17 protein-coding genes and 1 pseudogene are annotated in these 15,921 nt (G+C 30.1%); 15 read left to right on the plus strand and 3 right to left on the minus strand.

The annotated features are described in order from the left end of the window. Positions 1-215: 215 nt before the first annotated feature. The 3 genes from ACJDU8_RS21375 (at position 216) to ACJDU8_RS21385 (ending at position 2,210) form a co-directional block, all read left to right on the plus strand. Positions 216-605 carry a tautomerase family protein gene (locus ACJDU8_RS21375; RefSeq protein WP_406794205.1) on the plus strand — a complete coding sequence of 130 codons (390 nt, stop codon included), beginning with the start codon at positions 216-218 and terminating at the stop codon, positions 603-605. 16 nt (positions 606-621) lie between these two features. Continuing rightward, positions 622-1,311: a hypothetical protein gene (locus ACJDU8_RS21380; RefSeq protein WP_406794206.1), complete on the plus strand. Its 690-nt coding sequence runs from the start codon at positions 622-624 to the stop codon at positions 1,309-1,311. Between the two features lie 443 nt (positions 1,312-1,754). Beyond that, positions 1,755-2,210 carry an AraC family transcriptional regulator gene (locus ACJDU8_RS21385; RefSeq protein WP_406794207.1) on the plus strand — a complete coding sequence of 152 codons (456 nt, stop codon included), beginning with the start codon at positions 1,755-1,757 and terminating at the stop codon, positions 2,208-2,210. A gap of 117 nt (positions 2,211-2,327) precedes the next feature. Here the strand turns inward: ACJDU8_RS21385 and ACJDU8_RS21390 are convergent, their stop codons facing one another. Next, entirely contained in the window at positions 2,328-3,206 is an 879-nt protein-coding gene (locus ACJDU8_RS21390) for a LysR family transcriptional regulator (RefSeq protein ID WP_406794208.1), read from the minus strand. 199 nt (positions 3,207-3,405) lie between these two features. Between ACJDU8_RS21390 and ACJDU8_RS21395 the strand changes: the two genes are divergently transcribed. After that, positions 3,406-4,389, plus strand: coding sequence for a threonine aldolase family protein (locus ACJDU8_RS21395; protein ID WP_406794209.1), 984 nt, complete (start codon positions 3,406-3,408; stop codon positions 4,387-4,389). 132 nt (positions 4,390-4,521) lie between these two features. Here the strand turns inward: ACJDU8_RS21395 and ACJDU8_RS21400 are convergent, their stop codons facing one another. Beyond that, positions 4,522-4,812, minus strand: a complete 291-nt coding sequence (locus ACJDU8_RS21400) for a hypothetical protein (protein ID WP_406794210.1) — start codon at positions 4,810-4,812, stop codon at positions 4,522-4,524. A 181-nt stretch (positions 4,813-4,993) separates the two neighbouring features. Here ACJDU8_RS21400 and ACJDU8_RS21405 point away from each other — a divergent pair. After that, positions 4,994-5,378, plus strand: a pseudogene (locus tag ACJDU8_RS21405) (winged helix-turn-helix transcriptional regulator). Between the two features lie 581 nt (positions 5,379-5,959). On the opposite strand, the gene ACJDU8_RS21410 reads toward ACJDU8_RS21405, so the two are convergent. Continuing rightward, positions 5,960-6,994 (minus strand): tyrosine-type recombinase/integrase, encoded by a 1,035-nt coding sequence (locus ACJDU8_RS21410; RefSeq protein WP_406794211.1) that lies wholly within the window; start codon positions 6,992-6,994, stop codon positions 5,960-5,962. Positions 6,995-7,213: 219 nt separating this feature from the next. Between ACJDU8_RS21410 and ACJDU8_RS21415 the strand changes: the two genes are divergently transcribed. The 10 genes from ACJDU8_RS21415 to ACJDU8_RS21460 all read left to right on the plus strand — a co-directional run bounded on the left by ACJDU8_RS21415 (position 7,214) and on the right by ACJDU8_RS21460 (position 15,792). After that, entirely contained in the window at positions 7,214-7,657 is a 444-nt protein-coding gene (locus ACJDU8_RS21415) for a hypothetical protein (protein ID WP_406794212.1), read from the plus strand. A 102-nt stretch (positions 7,658-7,759) separates the two neighbouring features. After that, a complete protein-coding gene (locus ACJDU8_RS21420; protein WP_406794213.1) occupies positions 7,760-7,957 on the plus strand; it encodes a helix-turn-helix transcriptional regulator in 198 nt (65 codons plus the stop codon). A 64-nt stretch (positions 7,958-8,021) separates the two neighbouring features. Beyond that, positions 8,022-8,453, plus strand: a complete 432-nt coding sequence (locus tag ACJDU8_RS21425; RefSeq protein WP_406794214.1) for a hypothetical protein — start codon at positions 8,022-8,024, stop codon at positions 8,451-8,453. A gap of 45 nt (positions 8,454-8,498) precedes the next feature. Beyond that, a complete protein-coding gene (locus tag ACJDU8_RS21430; RefSeq protein ID WP_406794215.1) occupies positions 8,499-8,861 on the plus strand; it encodes a VOC family protein in 363 nt (120 codons plus the stop codon). A 43-nt stretch (positions 8,862-8,904) separates the two neighbouring features. Then, complete coding sequence (locus ACJDU8_RS21435; RefSeq protein WP_406794216.1) at positions 8,905-10,518, plus strand: VirD4-like conjugal transfer protein, CD1115 family; 1,614 nt, start codon at positions 8,905-8,907, stop codon at positions 10,516-10,518. Further along, positions 10,506-10,736 (plus strand): hypothetical protein, encoded by a 231-nt coding sequence (locus ACJDU8_RS21440; protein ID WP_406794217.1) that lies wholly within the window; start codon positions 10,506-10,508, stop codon positions 10,734-10,736. The genes ACJDU8_RS21435 and ACJDU8_RS21440 overlap by 13 nt, the downstream gene beginning before the upstream one ends. A gap of 104 nt (positions 10,737-10,840) precedes the next feature. Beyond that, positions 10,841-11,008, plus strand: a complete 168-nt coding sequence (locus ACJDU8_RS21445; RefSeq protein WP_406794218.1) for a hypothetical protein — start codon at positions 10,841-10,843, stop codon at positions 11,006-11,008. Between the two features lie 30 nt (positions 11,009-11,038). Continuing rightward, positions 11,039-12,370 (plus strand): ArdC-like ssDNA-binding domain-containing protein, encoded by a 1,332-nt coding sequence (locus tag ACJDU8_RS21450; RefSeq protein ID WP_406794219.1) that lies wholly within the window; start codon positions 11,039-11,041, stop codon positions 12,368-12,370. Positions 12,371-12,711: 341 nt separating this feature from the next. After that, positions 12,712-14,280, plus strand: coding sequence for a reverse transcriptase domain-containing protein (locus ACJDU8_RS21455; RefSeq protein WP_406794220.1), 1,569 nt, complete (start codon positions 12,712-12,714; stop codon positions 14,278-14,280). 24 nt (positions 14,281-14,304) lie between these two features. Next, on the plus strand, positions 14,305-15,792 hold the full coding sequence (locus ACJDU8_RS21460; protein ID WP_406794221.1) for a hypothetical protein: 1,488 nt from the start codon (positions 14,305-14,307) through the stop codon (positions 15,790-15,792). Positions 15,793-15,921: the final 129 nt, after the last annotated feature.

Genomic DNA, 15,921 nt, shown 5'->3' on the forward strand with positions numbered 1-15,921 from the left:
GCCTGGATAAGTTCTTCCCCTAAAGGATAACGTATTCTAAGTGCTAAAGACACTAAGAATACTGTTAATAAGGTTCATCTGGAGAGAGTCATCCTTATAAGCAAACTCCATCTGAACCTAAGAATCACTTGATGGAAAGGATGATATTTATGTTAAACTTATGGTTTGAAAATAATTATTGTTATTTAAAGTAAACAAACTTAGGAGGTTAAGAAATGAGCCAAATTAAAGTATATGGTCTAAAGGATAATTTAAATAATATTAAGGAAAAATTATCAGAGGTTATTCATTCTTGTGTAGTAGATGCTTTTCAGATGCCTGAAGATAAGAGATTCCATAGATTTTTTCCTCTAGATAGAGAGAATTTTTACTTTCAAAGCAACAGAACAGAAAAATATATAATAATTGAAATTAGTATATTTGAGGGAAGAACTACTGAAGCAAAGAAAAAATTAATAAGGCTTTTATTTCAAAGAATCCAAGAAGAACTAAATATTATGCCTAATGATATTGAAATAACAATTTTTGAAACTCCTAGCTATAATTGGGGAATAAGAGGATTACCAGGAGATGAATTAAGTTTAGATTACAATATCAAAATATAGTTTTGGAGTGGATGATATGGAGAAAAAATTGGATTTGAAGAATATCGTTCTAATAGGCAGAATTTTTAATGAATATTATAGGATGTTTGATATTCATAATATAAGTAAAAGTGAGAGAATATTGGATGTAGCTTCAGGCGTCAGTTCTTTTTGTACAGAAGCTAGAACTTTAGGATATGATGTTACTGCTTCTGATAGAATTTATTCTTTTTCGGCTAAGGATATAGAAGAAAAGTGCACAAAAGATTTAGAGATAACAATGACAAAAATGGAAGAGATTAAAGATTTGTATAAGTGGAAGTATTTTAAAGACATTAAACATTTAAAAGAACACCGTAAAAAAGCATATGAAGCATTTATTAGGGATTTTAAACAAAATTCAAGGGCGGAATATGTTACTACTGAGTACCCTAAAAGCTATTTTAAAGATAAACAGTTTAATATAGCTCTTGTATCACACTTTTTATTTATGTATGATGAGCATTTAAGTTACAAATTCCATAAAAAGGTTATTAAAGAATTAGTAAGGATAACATCGAAGGAAATAAGAGTATTTCCAATAGTCAATTTAAAATGTGAAAAATCTCTGTTTGTTGACAAATTAATAGAGGATGGATGCTTTTCTAAATATGAAATTAAAACAGTAAAAGTAAATTATGAATTTGTGAAAGGTGGAAACGAAATGTTAGTAATCAGGGTTCAATAATAGTACTTAGTTCATCAATTCAATCTATATGGAATGAAGCAGATAAGCCTCTGAAAGTGATTGCTATAACAGTTCAGATAACAAGTTTATAATATATTTTTTTAATGTATAGGAATTTATAAAATTTCCAATAAAATTCCAATTAAAAAGGTTATAAGCGATTTTGTATATTGTGGATTAGGTGAAGAAAATACTACTTTAAAAGTTGATCCAGATGCTTTATTGAAATTAAATAATGTTATTGGAACATTAGATTAAAAATTTCCTAAATTTTAAATTAAGGTAATTTCGTAGTCTCTTCTTACACTTGCGTCACATGCAAAATATTAAACAACTCAATAAATAGTAATTTGACAATTTTAAAAAATAAGTTGAAATACATTTTAAAGCATTATATGATGAATTCAGGCATCGATGTACTCTATTAAAAAAGAAGGTAAGTTATGGATATTAATATTGAAATGATATCATCATATAAAATTGCTTATATACGAAAAACAGGTCCTTACGGTTCAGAGAATGTACAAATAATGGAACAATTAAAAAGTTGGGCTAGAGAAAAAAACTTATTTAATGAAAGTTCAATTATATTAGGAATAGCCCAAGATAACCCTCAGTTCACAGAACCTAAAGATTGTTGTTATGATACATGTTTAGTTGTTTCGGATGAATTTAAGGTTGATAACAAGTATATTAATTTTGGAAAAACTATCGGTGGAAAATATTGCGTATTTAAAATAAGTCATACGATAGATGCTATGCAAAAAGCATGGATGGAGATATTTTCGGAGTTATCAAAAAGAAATTATGAATTTGATGATAGAAGACCTATTCTTGAACGCTATGCAATGAAGATGATAAATAAGCATTATTGTGAAATTTGCGTACCAATATTATAAAAGAATATTAAAACAAATTCTAAATTTAAGATTTAGTATTATAAATAGTAATTTATAGAGCAGAATAGTTTTCAAAATAAAAACCGTTCTGCTCCACTCTTCAAAGAACTATATGCTTTAAGGCAACTCTTTCAAAGTATCTTTTACGCAATCAATGAATTTTTCAGTTGCTGGAGAAGCTTCCTTAAGTGAGGGTACACCGATACCTAAGGAGATGAAATGCGGTGGATCAAACGGCAACGTGGCGACATTACCACTCCATTTCTGTATGATGAGACGGTTGTTAAGGCTTATACCAAGTCCCGTCTCCACCATGCAATAAGTCGTGTAGGCATCCGCTGTGGAAAATCGGATATTTAGTGACAGTTGCTCGTCCTTGATCAGTCTGTCGATGTCAGTGTCTTGGTTCGGCATTGTAATGATGAAAGGTTCATTCTCAAGATCACGGATGGGAAATGCCTTCATCTTCGCTTTAGGATGGGTTTTAGGTATCCATGCCAATAGCTCATCCTGTCGGATCGGTATCCAGTCGCATACTGTATCCTTTGAAGGTTCAGCAGAAAAGCAACAATCTACAGACTTCTCATTCAGCCATTGAGTCATCTCTCGGTTACCACCCTCCTTCATGTTGATTCGGACATTGGGATACATTTGCTGAAACCTTTTGAGAATCGATGGTAACCAAAGTGCAGAGACACTATAATAACTGCCGATGGTCAGTGTTCCCCTTAAAATTCCGCGAATGTCAGCACTGATCTCACTTGCGTATCTGTGAGCACGCACAATCTCTCGGAAGGCAGGAATCATAGCTTCACCATTAGCCGTCGGTGATACACCTTTTTTGGTACGGACAAATAATAAGAATTCCATCTCATCTTCCAGTGAATTGATCATTCTTGTGATACCAGACTGTGTGTAACCTAAAACTCTCCCGGCAGCTGTCAGGCTTCCGTTGTCGATTGCAGCAAGAAATGCCTCGCATTTGGTGCTATCCATATCAGTTTCCTCCTTTTATATATGATGATACGTCATGATATATATATTGATTTGCAGTTTGTGTCATGTGTAAAATAATTGTACACTTATATTAATGACATATCAAATACAATATGAAAGGAAAAAAACTATGGATACTTATACAGACAACAAACTATCTTTTGCATGCGATTACATGGAGGGGGCACATCCTTCAATTATGATACGTTTAACAGATACAAACTTACTGAAGGCCCAAGGATATGGAACAGACTTGTTTTCGCAATCTGCTCGAAATAAAATAAGAGAGGCCTGTGGTTGCCCGAGCGCTGAAGTGCATTTTCTGGTGGGTGGTACTCAAACTAATGCGACGGTGATTGATGCAGTGTTGAAATCATATCAAGGTGTGATTGCGGCAAACAGCGGCCATATCAGTGTTCACGAGGCAGGAGCCATTGAATTCGGTGGGCATAAAGTGCTGACACTGCCACAAAAGCTGGGGAAAATTACAGCAACTGATATTCAGACTCTTCTTTCAGATTATCGTAATGATGCAAATCATGACCATACGGTCATGCCAGGCATGGTCTATCTTTCTCATCCGACAGAGTACGGAACACTTTACACCCGCGAGGAGTTACGATTGATCAGCAAAGTCTGCCGCAAAAACGGTATTCCACTTTATCTGGATGGAGCACGGTTGGCTTATGCACTGGCTTGCCCAGAAAACGACATCACACTTCAAGACCTCGCTGAGCTGTGCGACGTGTTCTATATCGGCGGGACAAAATGCGGTGCGCTGTTCGGCGAAGCAGTTGTGATTCCAAGAAAGAATTTCATTCCTCATTTCTTCACGATTATGAAGCAGCATGGAGCACTTCTGGCCAAAGGGCGGCTACTTGGCATCCAGTTTGATACATTGTTTACCAACGATCTCTATCTGCATATCGGCAAGCCCGCGATTGTCACCGCAGAGCAAATTCGATGTGCCCTGATGGGCCATGGCTATCAACCCTATTTTGAGTCTCCGACAAATCAGGTGTTCGTTGTTCTGGAAAATACTCGAATGACAGAGTTGGCGGAAAAAGTGGAGTTCAGCTTCTGGGAAAAGTATGATGATACCCACACCGTTGTGCGTTTTGCTACGAGTTGGGCGACGAATGAGGCAGATGTGGAGGAGCTACTGAAAATCCTTGCAGAGTAACTACCCACTGTAGAGATATATTAAATAAATCCCAATTTAATGCTGAGTAGTATAAATGGTAATATAAATAGTACTTTGTAGCAAAGATTAACAAGAAAGCCACACTATCAATGATAGAATGACTTTTAATTATTAAGCTACACTATAAATTTTTACTTCTGGGTCTGCATTCCACAGAGGTTGCAATCCTACAAATACATCGTTTTTGAACATTTCACTTGATAAGTAATCATTTGCATGTTCAACGCTGTCAAAACCATGAAGAACTTGAACATCTTCATTACTAATCAAAAGGTTTTTTGTTAATGCACCTTCGATTGTTTCAAGGAAAGGTCTCCTGTAGTCTGTGTAGACCTTTGCAGCAGCTTGACGATTGTTGTTGTCGATTTTCATTGTGATTTCCAAATAAGCATTTACTTTCATGATAATACCTCCTGAATAATTTTTAGTAGCTCTTACTGATGAGCTTGTATGAATTATAACAAGCTAACTTGGAAAACAAAATATATTAGCAAATTTATGAGTCACTAATAAATTTCATAGTAACTTTTATTCTATAAAGAATTGTCATATACTATGATTAAAAAATTAAGGAGTAAAGTCAATGTATAAACCTAAATTAGAAAAAGATATTCGTTGTCCGTTGGAGTATGGATTAACCGTTTTTGGTGGCAAGTGGAAGTCAAGAATAATCTGCGTTTTAGCTGAAAAGAAGACCTTGAGATATAGTTCAATTCGAAAGGAAATGACAAATATAACAGATGCTGTACTGGCTTGCAACATTAAAAGAATTGATTACAGATGAAATTATAAAAAGACAGTCTTATGATGAAATACCTCCGAGGGTTGAGTATTCACTGACCTCAAAAGGTCAGTCTGTAGTTCCAATTTTGCAAAGTATTTGTGGATGGTCTGGCGTTTATCATATTGAGGACAACGAAAATACACTTGCTCAATGTCAAAAGTGTGATTATAATGCGAATATGTAATTTAATATAGAGTAAGAACAAATTCCAATTTGTAGAGTTTAGGTAACCTAATTTTAGCTTTAGTTGTCGTATCTTTTATATCTTATGAGGTAATCTAAAAAGGCAATTATGCCTTTTTTAGGTACATATATTGATCCTCTTGGTAACTATATCCTTACCACAACAAAGTAAAAACCTACTGAAATTTCTTTAGTACAATTATAATTGTGGTTTTAGTGGTGGAGGTGAAATTTGCTGAACCACTCACTAGAAATCACATGTTTTATTGTACAATTTATTACAATGATTAATTTAAATATAAAGTTTCATAGATATAGTTATCATGACTTCTATAGTTGTTTATAGTAGAATTTTATATATTAATAACAAGGCAGTGAATATGCAAGTTGTATGGGTAATCAATATAAAAATAAGAAAAAATAACTATATTTTTGGAATAGTAATTTTACAATTTTCTAGTACTTCTTTAGTGTTTTCTTTATTAATATGTGTATAAATTTTATGTGTAATCTCAGACCCTTTTTTATGGCCTACAATAGCCTGCGTAATAACCTCAGGAATGCCTCTAATAGCCATTTGAGTTATAAAGTATGTCTAGTAGCATGAAAGGCTCTATACTCTATTTTTAGCTTATTAAGGACATTTCCCCAATGCCTAATTACATACCTCTTGTCAAGAGCATTGCCTGTAGTTGTAGTAAATACAAGATTGTATTTGTTGTTAAAGCTTGTACCTAATTTTAATTTATCTATAGAATTTTGTAATTTTGCTCGTTTCCATACCTCATCAAAAGTATCGGGATATTCTATATCCCTAACTGAAGTTAATGTTTTTGGAATAGTTATCTTTATACTACTGCCAATGACATCACCATTAGAATTAAAATCTTTTGTATATCTTATAGACTTCTTAATATGTAAAATTCTATTTTTAGTATCAACGTCATGCCAGCTCAAGGCTAATATTTCCCCTTCACGCATACCGAGAGAAAATCCTAAATAAGCTATGCCAGCTATTCTGCTATTAATTTTATATAAATAGTTAAGTATGTTGTTTCTTTCATTTGGAGTAAATACTTTAATTTCATCAGAATTTTTTTCTTTTAGATAAGCTATTTGTCCAGGAATTTTTACACCTAGACATGGATTTTTAATTATTGCATCATTTTCAATTTCATAATTGAAAAATCTTTTAATGAGTTTATATGTTTTAACTAAAAGAGGATAGTGTTTACCTTTATTAAAGAGCTCATTTAGAAATGATTGTATCATAATTGATTTTATATCTTTAATTTTTCTAATTCCAAGCTCAGAATCTTTTAAATAGAGTCTATAAATAGATTCATATGTTTCATAAGTACTTGTTTTTATTCCACTAGGCATTATTACATTAATTAGCCATTCTCTAAAAGCATTATTTAAAGTTTGGTTTTCAGCACTTTTGTTAATTCCATTTTTAAGATCCTGTTTATATGCTGCTTTTTTGAGTTCAGCTTCGCTTTTGTTTCTACCATAAAATTCTTTTTTTATTCTTTTTCCCATTGAATCGTAACCAATAACAAGAGAGGTTCTATAATATTTATTACCACTTTTTTGATAGTTTGTTTTATTTGCCATTTAATCACCTCCAAATGGCTTAAGATTATTGTAAATTACTATTTTATGAATTGAAAAATATATAATTTTAGAATTGAATTGGTTTAGTTGCATATCAAAATAACATTTTAATGTGTGTATTGGAGTAATTAAATTATTATGATTATTCAAAGGAGAAGAGCTGAGTTTTAAGGAGGCTAATGAAGTATTTGAAAAGGCAGAAAAAGAAATTAGGAAGAAGTGGAGTATGGATATGACAAGGTAAGGGCGTTAATAGAAACTCCAGAGGGAGAGATATTCGGATTTAGATATGATATAGGAGATAGTTATGCAGAAAATCTAATAGATTTTTGCAGTAAGAGATTTCCTATAGCAACTTTAAATGAATATCTAAGAGAAGAGGTAAGAGGATTAAAGGAAGGTGATTTAATTCTTGATAAAGAAAACAGTATAAAATTAATTACTGGAATGAGTAATGAAGTAGTAGATTTAGGAACAAAGTACACCTTAGCAAAAGAGGATATAAAAAATTTTGTTGGAGAGCTTAAAGAAAGTAAACTTAAAGAAGTACAGCAGTATAAAAAGTTATTTGAACAGAAAGGGATGACAAAAGAATTTAAACCTAATTCAGATATGAGCTTAAAAAGCAAGTTTAATAATGGAATGGATTTTTCTATGAAATAAAATATTGAGGATTATAATCTTGTTGTCAAGCTAGCTTGACAACAAGATGTTAGTAGTATATAATACATGTAAAGCTGGCTTGACAAATAAAGGAGTAGAAAGTTGAAAAATCTAATTAAGGAATTAAGAGAAAAAAGAGGATTGACACAAAAGGAATTAGCAGATGCAATGCTGGTATCAAGGCAAACCATAAATTCATTGGAGACAGGAAAATATAATCCATCAATATTACTTGCGTATAAGATTGCTAAATTTTTTGGAGTAATAATTGAGCAAGTCTTTATATTTGATGAGGAATGAAGAATTCAAATACAACATTATGTTCTCAATAAAGATGTTATGAAATTTAAAGGGGAGATTTATTATGGATATAGATAAATATATTAAGAAAGAGGTTTTATATGCAAAAATATTTATTGCCATAGGAATTATGGGAATAGCTATTTTACTAATTGACGCTACTTTCAATTTTGAAATAAAGTCTTTATTGGGAGTGGGAAGTGCTTTGGCATTTGGGTTTACACCAACCGGAATTGGTATGCTTTTAATATATAGAAATTCAAGAAAAAATCCTAAAATGATAAAAAATATACAACTAGAAAATGAAGAAAGAAATATTTTTATTAACGCAAAATCAGGGCATTTTGCATTTTGGGCTGTATACTGGTATATGTTTATTTCAGTAATTTTAAGTAATATAATAAATATTTCTTTTTATAAGTTTGGCATTTTTACACTGATTTTTATGCCAATACTTTATTTCTCTATAGTCATGATAAATCATAGAAGATATTGATTGGCTTTAAATTAGATGAAATAGGAGTGGAGGGAGAAAAATAATATGAAAGTAAAACAAGTTTTAAATCGTTTTTATGTGCATGATTTAGAGAAAGCGGTAAAGTTCTATGAATCTATACTAAATGAAAAGTGTACTTTGAAATTTAAGTATGATGAAATGAATTTAGAATTAGCACAAGTAGGTAATATTTTAATTATTTGTGGCTCTGATAAAGCATTAAAACCATTTAGAGATACTAAAGCAACATTTTTAGTGGATTCTATTACTGAGTTTAGAGATTTCTTATTGAAAAATGGAGCTGAAATTATAAGAGATTTGAAGGGAGTTCCAACGGGAAGAAATATGACTGTACAGCACTTGGATGGAACTATAGTGGAGTATGTTGAGCATAAGAACAATAAGTAGGTGTATAGGTATATACACTAGATATTTCAAGGAGGGATAATAAATGATGCATTTATTACATTTGCAGTACCAATATTATTTACTCCTTCTTCTCATACCCTTAGCAGCATTATTTATGTACTTTGAGTTTGGGCAGAAGGATTTAGACAGTGTAAAAAATAGGAAAGTCGGTGACAGCCAATATGGCTCAGCCAGATGGATTAATAAAAAAGAGAAAAAGAAACTATTTGAAAAAGTGGTTTATGATCCTGAAAGCTGGAGAAAAGGAAAAAGGGAAGGATTAAAGCAGGGAATTCTATTTGGCCTTGAAAAAGGTTTTAAGAATAAAAGGAGCATTAAAGATAAGATAATTCCATTTAAGTTTAAAAGAAAAAGAATAGCGTTATTAGATACATCTGATAGTAATAGTATATTAGTCGGACCAAGTGGTATTGGAAAGACTAATTTTTTTCTTTTGCCTCAAATTGAGTATGCAGGGGCAAGTGGTATGAGTTTTCTTGTTACAGATACAAAGGGTTATGTATATAAAACTATGGGTAATATTTTAAAGAAATATTATGGTTATAATGTGGTGCTTATAGACTTTAGAAATCCTACAAGAAGTGAGCATTATAACTTAATGCAGCTAGTTAATAATTATATGGACTTAACAAAGCAGAGTAGGGAATCACATTTAGGATTAACTTATGAAGCCAAGGCTCAAAAATATGCAAAGATTATTTCAAAGTCAATAATAGAAAGTGCTGGATTCAAAGGTGGTGGAGATAACAGCTATTTCTATGATAGTGCAGAAGGTTTGATAACCTCGGCAATACTTGTAATTTCAGAATTTGGACAAAAAGGAGAAAGGCACATAATAAGTGTGTTCAAGCTTATACAGGAGCTTTCAAGGAATATTAGTGATGGAGAGAATGAAGATTTACAGACAGAATATGCAAAACTTTTAGCGTTACTTCCTGAAAATCATAAGGCCAAATGGTTTGCTGGAAGTGCCGTTGAAACTGACATAAAAACAGCCTTAAATGTATTTGGTACAGCTTTGCCAAAACTTACGCAGTTTATTGATAGTGAGCTAGAGCAGATATTATGTTTTGATGGGGATTTTACAGCAGAAAAGTTTGCAAATGAAAAGACAGCTGTATTTGTTGTACTTCCAGAAGAGGATAAAACCAAGTATTTTCTATTCTCATTGTTTTTAATGCAGCTGTATAGGGAGCTTTTAAATATTGCAGATGAGAAAGGAGGTATGCTTGATAACAGGGTTGTATTTTTCGAAGATGAATTTGGTACACTGCCTCAAATACCAGATGTGGAAATGGTGTTTTCAGCATCAAGGTCTAGGAATATACTAAGCTTACCTATAATTCAAAGTTTTGGACAACTAAAACAAAAATATGGAGCAGAAGGGGCAGAGATAATTCTTGATAACTGTCAGAATACAATATTTTCAGGTTTTTCACCTACAAGCAAAACAGCAGAGGAATTAAGTAAAGCTATGGGTACTTATACAACGCAAGTTGCAAGTGTAAGCAGCAATAACAAAAGGGAAAAGAAGAACTTAAGTATACAAATGACCGGTAGGGCTTTAATGACAGCAGATGAAATAAAGAGAAAAAAGGTACTTTTATCATACTTAAAACAGGTGTGTACCCTATAAAAGCTAATATTCCACTATATAAGGAATGGAGAATAACTTTTGAAGATGACTGTACTTCAAGTAATAATATAATTGTAAAACCTGAATATGTTTCTATAGAAAATTTGAAAAAATCAATACTTGATATGGCACTACAAAATGGAAAGACATCAATAGAGTATATAGAAAGTACTAAGCCTAAAGGAACATCAAGAAATAGAAAGTTTCATAAAAAATAAATAACACCAAGCAAAGTTAACGGAAAGGATTCCACTTGTGGAAAAGGTGTCCGTTAGCTTTGCTTGGTAGATAAGAATTTAGAATAGAGATTGGAGGATTAAATATGTTATTAGGATTGGTAGGAAAAACAGAAAATTATTTTGTAGGTAAAACTTTAGACGGAGCATATATTAAAATCAATAATTTTGAATTGGATGAGGATATTGAAGTAGGAGCACTTATAGAAGTGGATTTACAGAACTTAGATTATAACAAAATGGATAAGTTTTAATATAATTTTATGTATGGGAGGATAACAAAAATGGATAATAGAAACTCTAAAAATAACTTTGAAACTTTCTTTCAAGAATTAAAAAAAGGATTAAAAGATACCTTTAAAGATAGTGAAGAATATTTAAGCTTTTTACAAAGGACTTCAAATTGGAAAAGATATTCGGCAAATAACATAATCAATCTTTGGATGCAGTGTTGTATTAGAGGTATTGAAGGTAAATATTTAAATACTTTTAAAGGCTGGAAGGATCTTGGATATAGTGTTAATAAAGGTGAAAAAGCTATGAAAATATTAATGCCAAGTTTTTATAAGTATTTTAAGGATGAAAATGAAAAGTGGGTTCCATTAAAGAAAGCAACTAAACAGCAGCAAAATAAAGTGAAAAACAATGAACTTGCAGTAAAGAAAGTAATAGCAAGTTTCTATTTTAAAAATGTAATATTTGATATAAGCCAAACAAACTGCCCTAAAGAAGAATATGAAAATAAAATAAGAGAAAAATTAATACCTAAAAGTTTAGAAGGAAGCCAAGATAAAAAAATTGACTTCCTTCTTTTTAATTTGAGGCAGTATATCATAGAAAATGAAAAAATTAATGTTATTGAAAAAGAATTAGATGAAGGTTTAAAAGGTTATGTAAATCCAAACGAGATTGTTTTAAATCAACATAATAGTAATTTACAAAGCTTAAAAACACTAATACATGAATATGCACATTATAAACTGCACATAAGTACTAAAATACAATTACAAAAATATCAAAAGGAGATTGAGGCTGAAAGTGTTGCCTATTTAGTATGTAGAAATTTTGATATAGATACTTCTGACTATTCATTTAAATATATAAATATGTATGGTACAGCAAGAACAGAAGAAGAGCTGTATAATTCCTATGAAAATATAAATACTGCTGCTAAAAGTATAAATGATGTATTAGAGAATGCATTGGCCTTAGAAATGGCAAATTGTTTTGAAATAGGTGACATAGTTTATGCTAATTTAGGCGCTAATGATAATAAGAAGCCTGAGACGCTATTACTGACAGGAAATGAAGGTGAGCATTATGAAGCCTTTAAAATAAAAAGTGGAGATGAGGTTAATGTAGCAAGTGTAAAGTTGGAAAAAGATAATAGTAATAATCTAAATGAAGATTCAATTATTAAAATGAATATGAAATATATAGTAGATAAAAATGACATAGTTAAAAAGATAGGAAATGTAAATAAAGAAAACATGTTTCAAATTCTTAAATATGCAGAGATCTTTCAGGACAAAAATATCACAAAGAAAGTTTCAAACAATCTAGGCCTTAGTATGAACAAAAATAGTATAAGAAATGGACTGAAGTTCTTCAATTAAGTAAAGAACTATAGGAAATGAACCTATAATTATTGATAGAAAAAAGAGGTAAAGTAATAGTAAAAGTGTAGAAAAAACACATTTACCGTATATAAATCAGCTATTAGTATATTTCTGAAAAAATGAAAAACATGTTGGAATATTTGTGGAATTGGGAAGGTATATTTATAATTTTGTAGAATATTACAATAAGTATACTATTTGAGAAGAAAATTGAGAGTTGGACAAGAGTTTTAAGTTCTATATAAATGGATAGGTGTAATGCAAGTCATATAATGGGTATTAAGTAATTTTGTGTTAAACAAACATATAAAAGATAATTGACTAGCGAGGTAAAACTAATGGAGTTTGTGGAAGAAATAAAAAGAGCATATAAAAAATTGAAAGCAAGTGTTTACTATGATAAAACACAAGCCGTATTGAGAAATGATATTGTTACATATGAATCTAGCGGGATAAAAAAAATAGAGTCGGATTTTAGTGAGTTGTCAAAAATGCTTCATAGTGATAGCGATGTTTGGAATGAATATGAACAAAAATTATTGTCTTCAATAAATACACTAACTTTACCTAAAAAACTTGAAGGAAAAAGTACTTCAATTATTATTAATGATTCAAATACTGATATTAGAATTAAAGATAATCAGTATTTTATTACTATGGATATAGAAGGACACTTGTTAGGAGTTTTATGGATACTGTATATTGGAAAGTATATAGATGAAGATATATATGAGTATTCATATGGAAACAGATTAAATAAAAAGTTAATGTCTGAAGAAACTCAAATGATAAAATTTACAAATAATTTATTCAAACCATATTTTACGCAATATGAAAGTTGGAGGGATTATGGACTTGAGAAGGCACAGGAACATTTGAAAAACTCAAAGGATGTAGTTATATTAACTATGGACTTTAAAAAATTTTTTTATTCTGTGCATTTTCAAGAAAAAAATTTTGAAGAATATTTTAAATTATATTGTGAAAGATCTGGTGAGTCTGAAGAATCTGAACAAAGTAATATTATTAAAAGATTAAATAAATTTGTGTATAAAGTATTAGTTAAATATAGTTCTTTGTTTAAGATGAAATATGCACAACGTGTATTTTTGCCAATAGGATTTTTACCATCAAATATATTGTCGAATGATTACTTAAAAAATTTTGATTCAGCTATTATAAATAGATGGAATCCATTGTATTACGGAAGATATGTGGATGATATTATTGTAGTAGATAAAGTTGAAAAAAATAGTGACATATTTAATTTAGTAAATGAAAAAGATTTAGAAACAACAGAAATAATAGAATATTTCTTATGTAATTGTAATGCAGATAAAGTCAATAAGTGTCCTAGGAATGCTCATTTGTTACACAAAAAGAATAATAAATATTATGTTAATAACACTTTTTTAGGACATTATAAGGGGAATATAGAAGTAAACAATGATAAGGTAAAGGTGTTTTATTTTAGATGCAATCACTCAGATGCGTTGATAACAAAATTTAAAAAAGTGATTGCGTTGAATAAGAGTGAATTTCGTTATATGCCTGAAGATGATAATATCCTGGAATCGGGTGATTATAGTGAAATATTTGAACTGCAATATTCAGATTCAATAAATAAATTATCTGGTGTAAAGGAAATTACGATTGATAAATACAGGTTATCGAAATTTTTAGGTAAGTATCTACGAATCGGAGGATTGATTAATGATAGGCGGGAATCAATGCTTATTGAAGATATTCTCAAGATATTTGATGAAAGGGCAGTAATTGAAAATTATATTTTATGGGAAAAGGTCATAGAAATACTAGTTATTAACGATAAATTTGAGATTATTATTGATTTTGTAGTAATAATATTGAAAAGTATATCAAATTTGAAATGTAAGCCTTTAACATAAATTTCCAAAATGCAGTCAAGTTTGATGAAAGTTTTGCATGCTGCAATATGTAGAGGGTTTTCATTAAATTGGGGTAATGAGGTTAAGCAATGTATAGATAGTATTTGTAATTTAGTTAAACAGAATAAAATAGAAGGTACATATTATATTTCAAGAAAATTTACTTATAACAAAATTATAAACCTACGTCAAGATTATTGTATGACACGTATGGTAGATAAGAACGCAATGCCAGCATTAATTGATATTATTATTGAAAGTAATAACTTTGAAATGTTTACGGATGAGATTAAAGTAAATCTTACAGTATTTCAAGACTTTATGAAATATGTAACCGAATTTGAATATAACAATATTAATTATTATTACTATCCTTATATGATTTCTCCCCAAGAATTACAGTTAATCAATGTTCTTTATTATATAAAAAATGTAGGTGAATTAAAAAATGAAAATAAATTGAAGAATCCTGAAGAACTTTTCAAAGTTATCAATTATAACTATAATAAACTAAACTTTAATATTAACAATGATGATGATAGAAATAATATAAAAGAAATTAATGTTCAAAAACTTATAGAAATAGATAATTATAATATATTTGCTATTAGAGTTGGCAATAAGTTGAATAAAGAAAAGATAAAAGTTGCATTGGGAAATGTAAAATTGAGCGAAATGAATTTTATTAATGTTTTGATAAGAAGTGTCCCTTGTCGTAGTTATGAACGTTATAAAAATCTTGCTGAGGTGGTTAAAGAAGCCATAAAAAATAAGGTAGATATGTTAGTATTGCCAGAGTCATACCTACCGATTGAATGGCTTTCTATTGTAATGTCTATTAGTGCAAGGACACAGATGGCTATTATTACAGGAATTGAGCATGTTGTAAGTGGTAAGTCAGTTTATAATTTTACAGCTACTATTTTGCCTTTTACATATGAAAATTGTAAATATGCTTATTTAAATATGCATAATAAAGTGGTTTATTCACCAGAAGAAAAATTTACAATTGAAGGTTATAGGTATAAGTGTGTTGAAGGGAAAAATCATGAATTATTTGTTTGGAATAATTTATGGTTTCCAGTATATTGTTGCTTTGAGTTCGCTGATATAAGAGCAAGAGCTATGTTTCAATCAATTGCCGATATGGTAGTAACAATTGAATGGAATCATGATGTTAATTACTATAGCAATATAATTGAATCATTAAATAGAGACTTGCATTGTTATTGTATACAAGTTAATACATCTAATTATGGTGATAGCAGACTTATAAAACCTTCTAAAACAGAGAACAAAGATATACTAAGAATAAAAGGAGGAATAAATAGTACAGCATTAATTGATGAAATTAATATAAAAGCATTACGTGATTTTCAAATTAAGGAGTATTCACTTCAGAAATTGGATAAAACATTTAAACCAACACCTCCATTTTTTTCTGCGGAAATAGTTAACAAAAAAAGGAATGGAAGTTTGTGGAGTGAAATTCAAAATATAATAGAAAAATAAGTTTCCCATTATTCATAAAATTGGACAAACTGTGTTTACAAGTGGAAATCAATTAAATTATAAAGGGTGATAGGATGGAATAAATAAAGGTATCTGCAAAGTATAAGTAATTTAAAAATATAACTGGAT

It is taken from the genome of Candidatus Clostridium eludens (assembly GCF_045310515.1).
GTDB classification, from domain to species: domain Bacteria; phylum Bacillota; class Clostridia; order Clostridiales; family Clostridiaceae; genus Clostridium_B; species Clostridium_B eludens.

Coding starts and splice junctions, on each gene's coding strand:
- ACJDU8_RS21395 (WP_406794209.1), top strand. CDS start 3,406: ATGATACGTTTAACAGATACAAACTTACTGAAGGCCCAAGGATATGGA.
- ACJDU8_RS21445 (WP_406794218.1), top strand. CDS start 10,841: ATGTTATTAGGATTGGTAGGAAAAACAGAAAATTATTTTGTAGGTAAA.
- ACJDU8_RS21390 (WP_406794208.1), bottom strand. CDS start 3,206: ATGGATAGCACCAAATGCGAGGCATTTCTTGCTGCAATCGACAACGGA.
- ACJDU8_RS21425 (WP_406794214.1), top strand. CDS start 8,022: ATGGATATAGATAAATATATTAAGAAAGAGGTTTTATATGCAAAAATA.
- ACJDU8_RS21385 (WP_406794207.1), top strand. CDS start 1,755: ATGGATATTAATATTGAAATGATATCATCATATAAAATTGCTTATATA.
- ACJDU8_RS21400 (WP_406794210.1), bottom strand. CDS start 4,812: ATGAAAGTAAATGCTTATTTGGAAATCACAATGAAAATCGACAACAAC.
- ACJDU8_RS21430 (WP_406794215.1), top strand. CDS start 8,499: ATGAAAGTAAAACAAGTTTTAAATCGTTTTTATGTGCATGATTTAGAG.
- ACJDU8_RS21455 (WP_406794220.1), top strand. CDS start 12,712: ATGGAGTTTGTGGAAGAAATAAAAAGAGCATATAAAAAATTGAAAGCA.
- ACJDU8_RS21375 (WP_406794205.1), top strand. CDS start 216: ATGAGCCAAATTAAAGTATATGGTCTAAAGGATAATTTAAATAATATT.
- ACJDU8_RS21450 (WP_406794219.1), top strand. CDS start 11,039: ATGGATAATAGAAACTCTAAAAATAACTTTGAAACTTTCTTTCAAGAA.
- ACJDU8_RS21380 (WP_406794206.1), top strand. CDS start 622: ATGGAGAAAAAATTGGATTTGAAGAATATCGTTCTAATAGGCAGAATT.
- ACJDU8_RS21460 (WP_406794221.1), top strand. CDS start 14,305: ATGAAAGTTTTGCATGCTGCAATATGTAGAGGGTTTTCATTAAATTGG.
- ACJDU8_RS21410 (WP_406794211.1), bottom strand. CDS start 6,994: ATGGCAAATAAAACAAACTATCAAAAAAGTGGTAATAAATATTATAGA.
- ACJDU8_RS21435 (WP_406794216.1), top strand. CDS start 8,905: ATGATGCATTTATTACATTTGCAGTACCAATATTATTTACTCCTTCTT.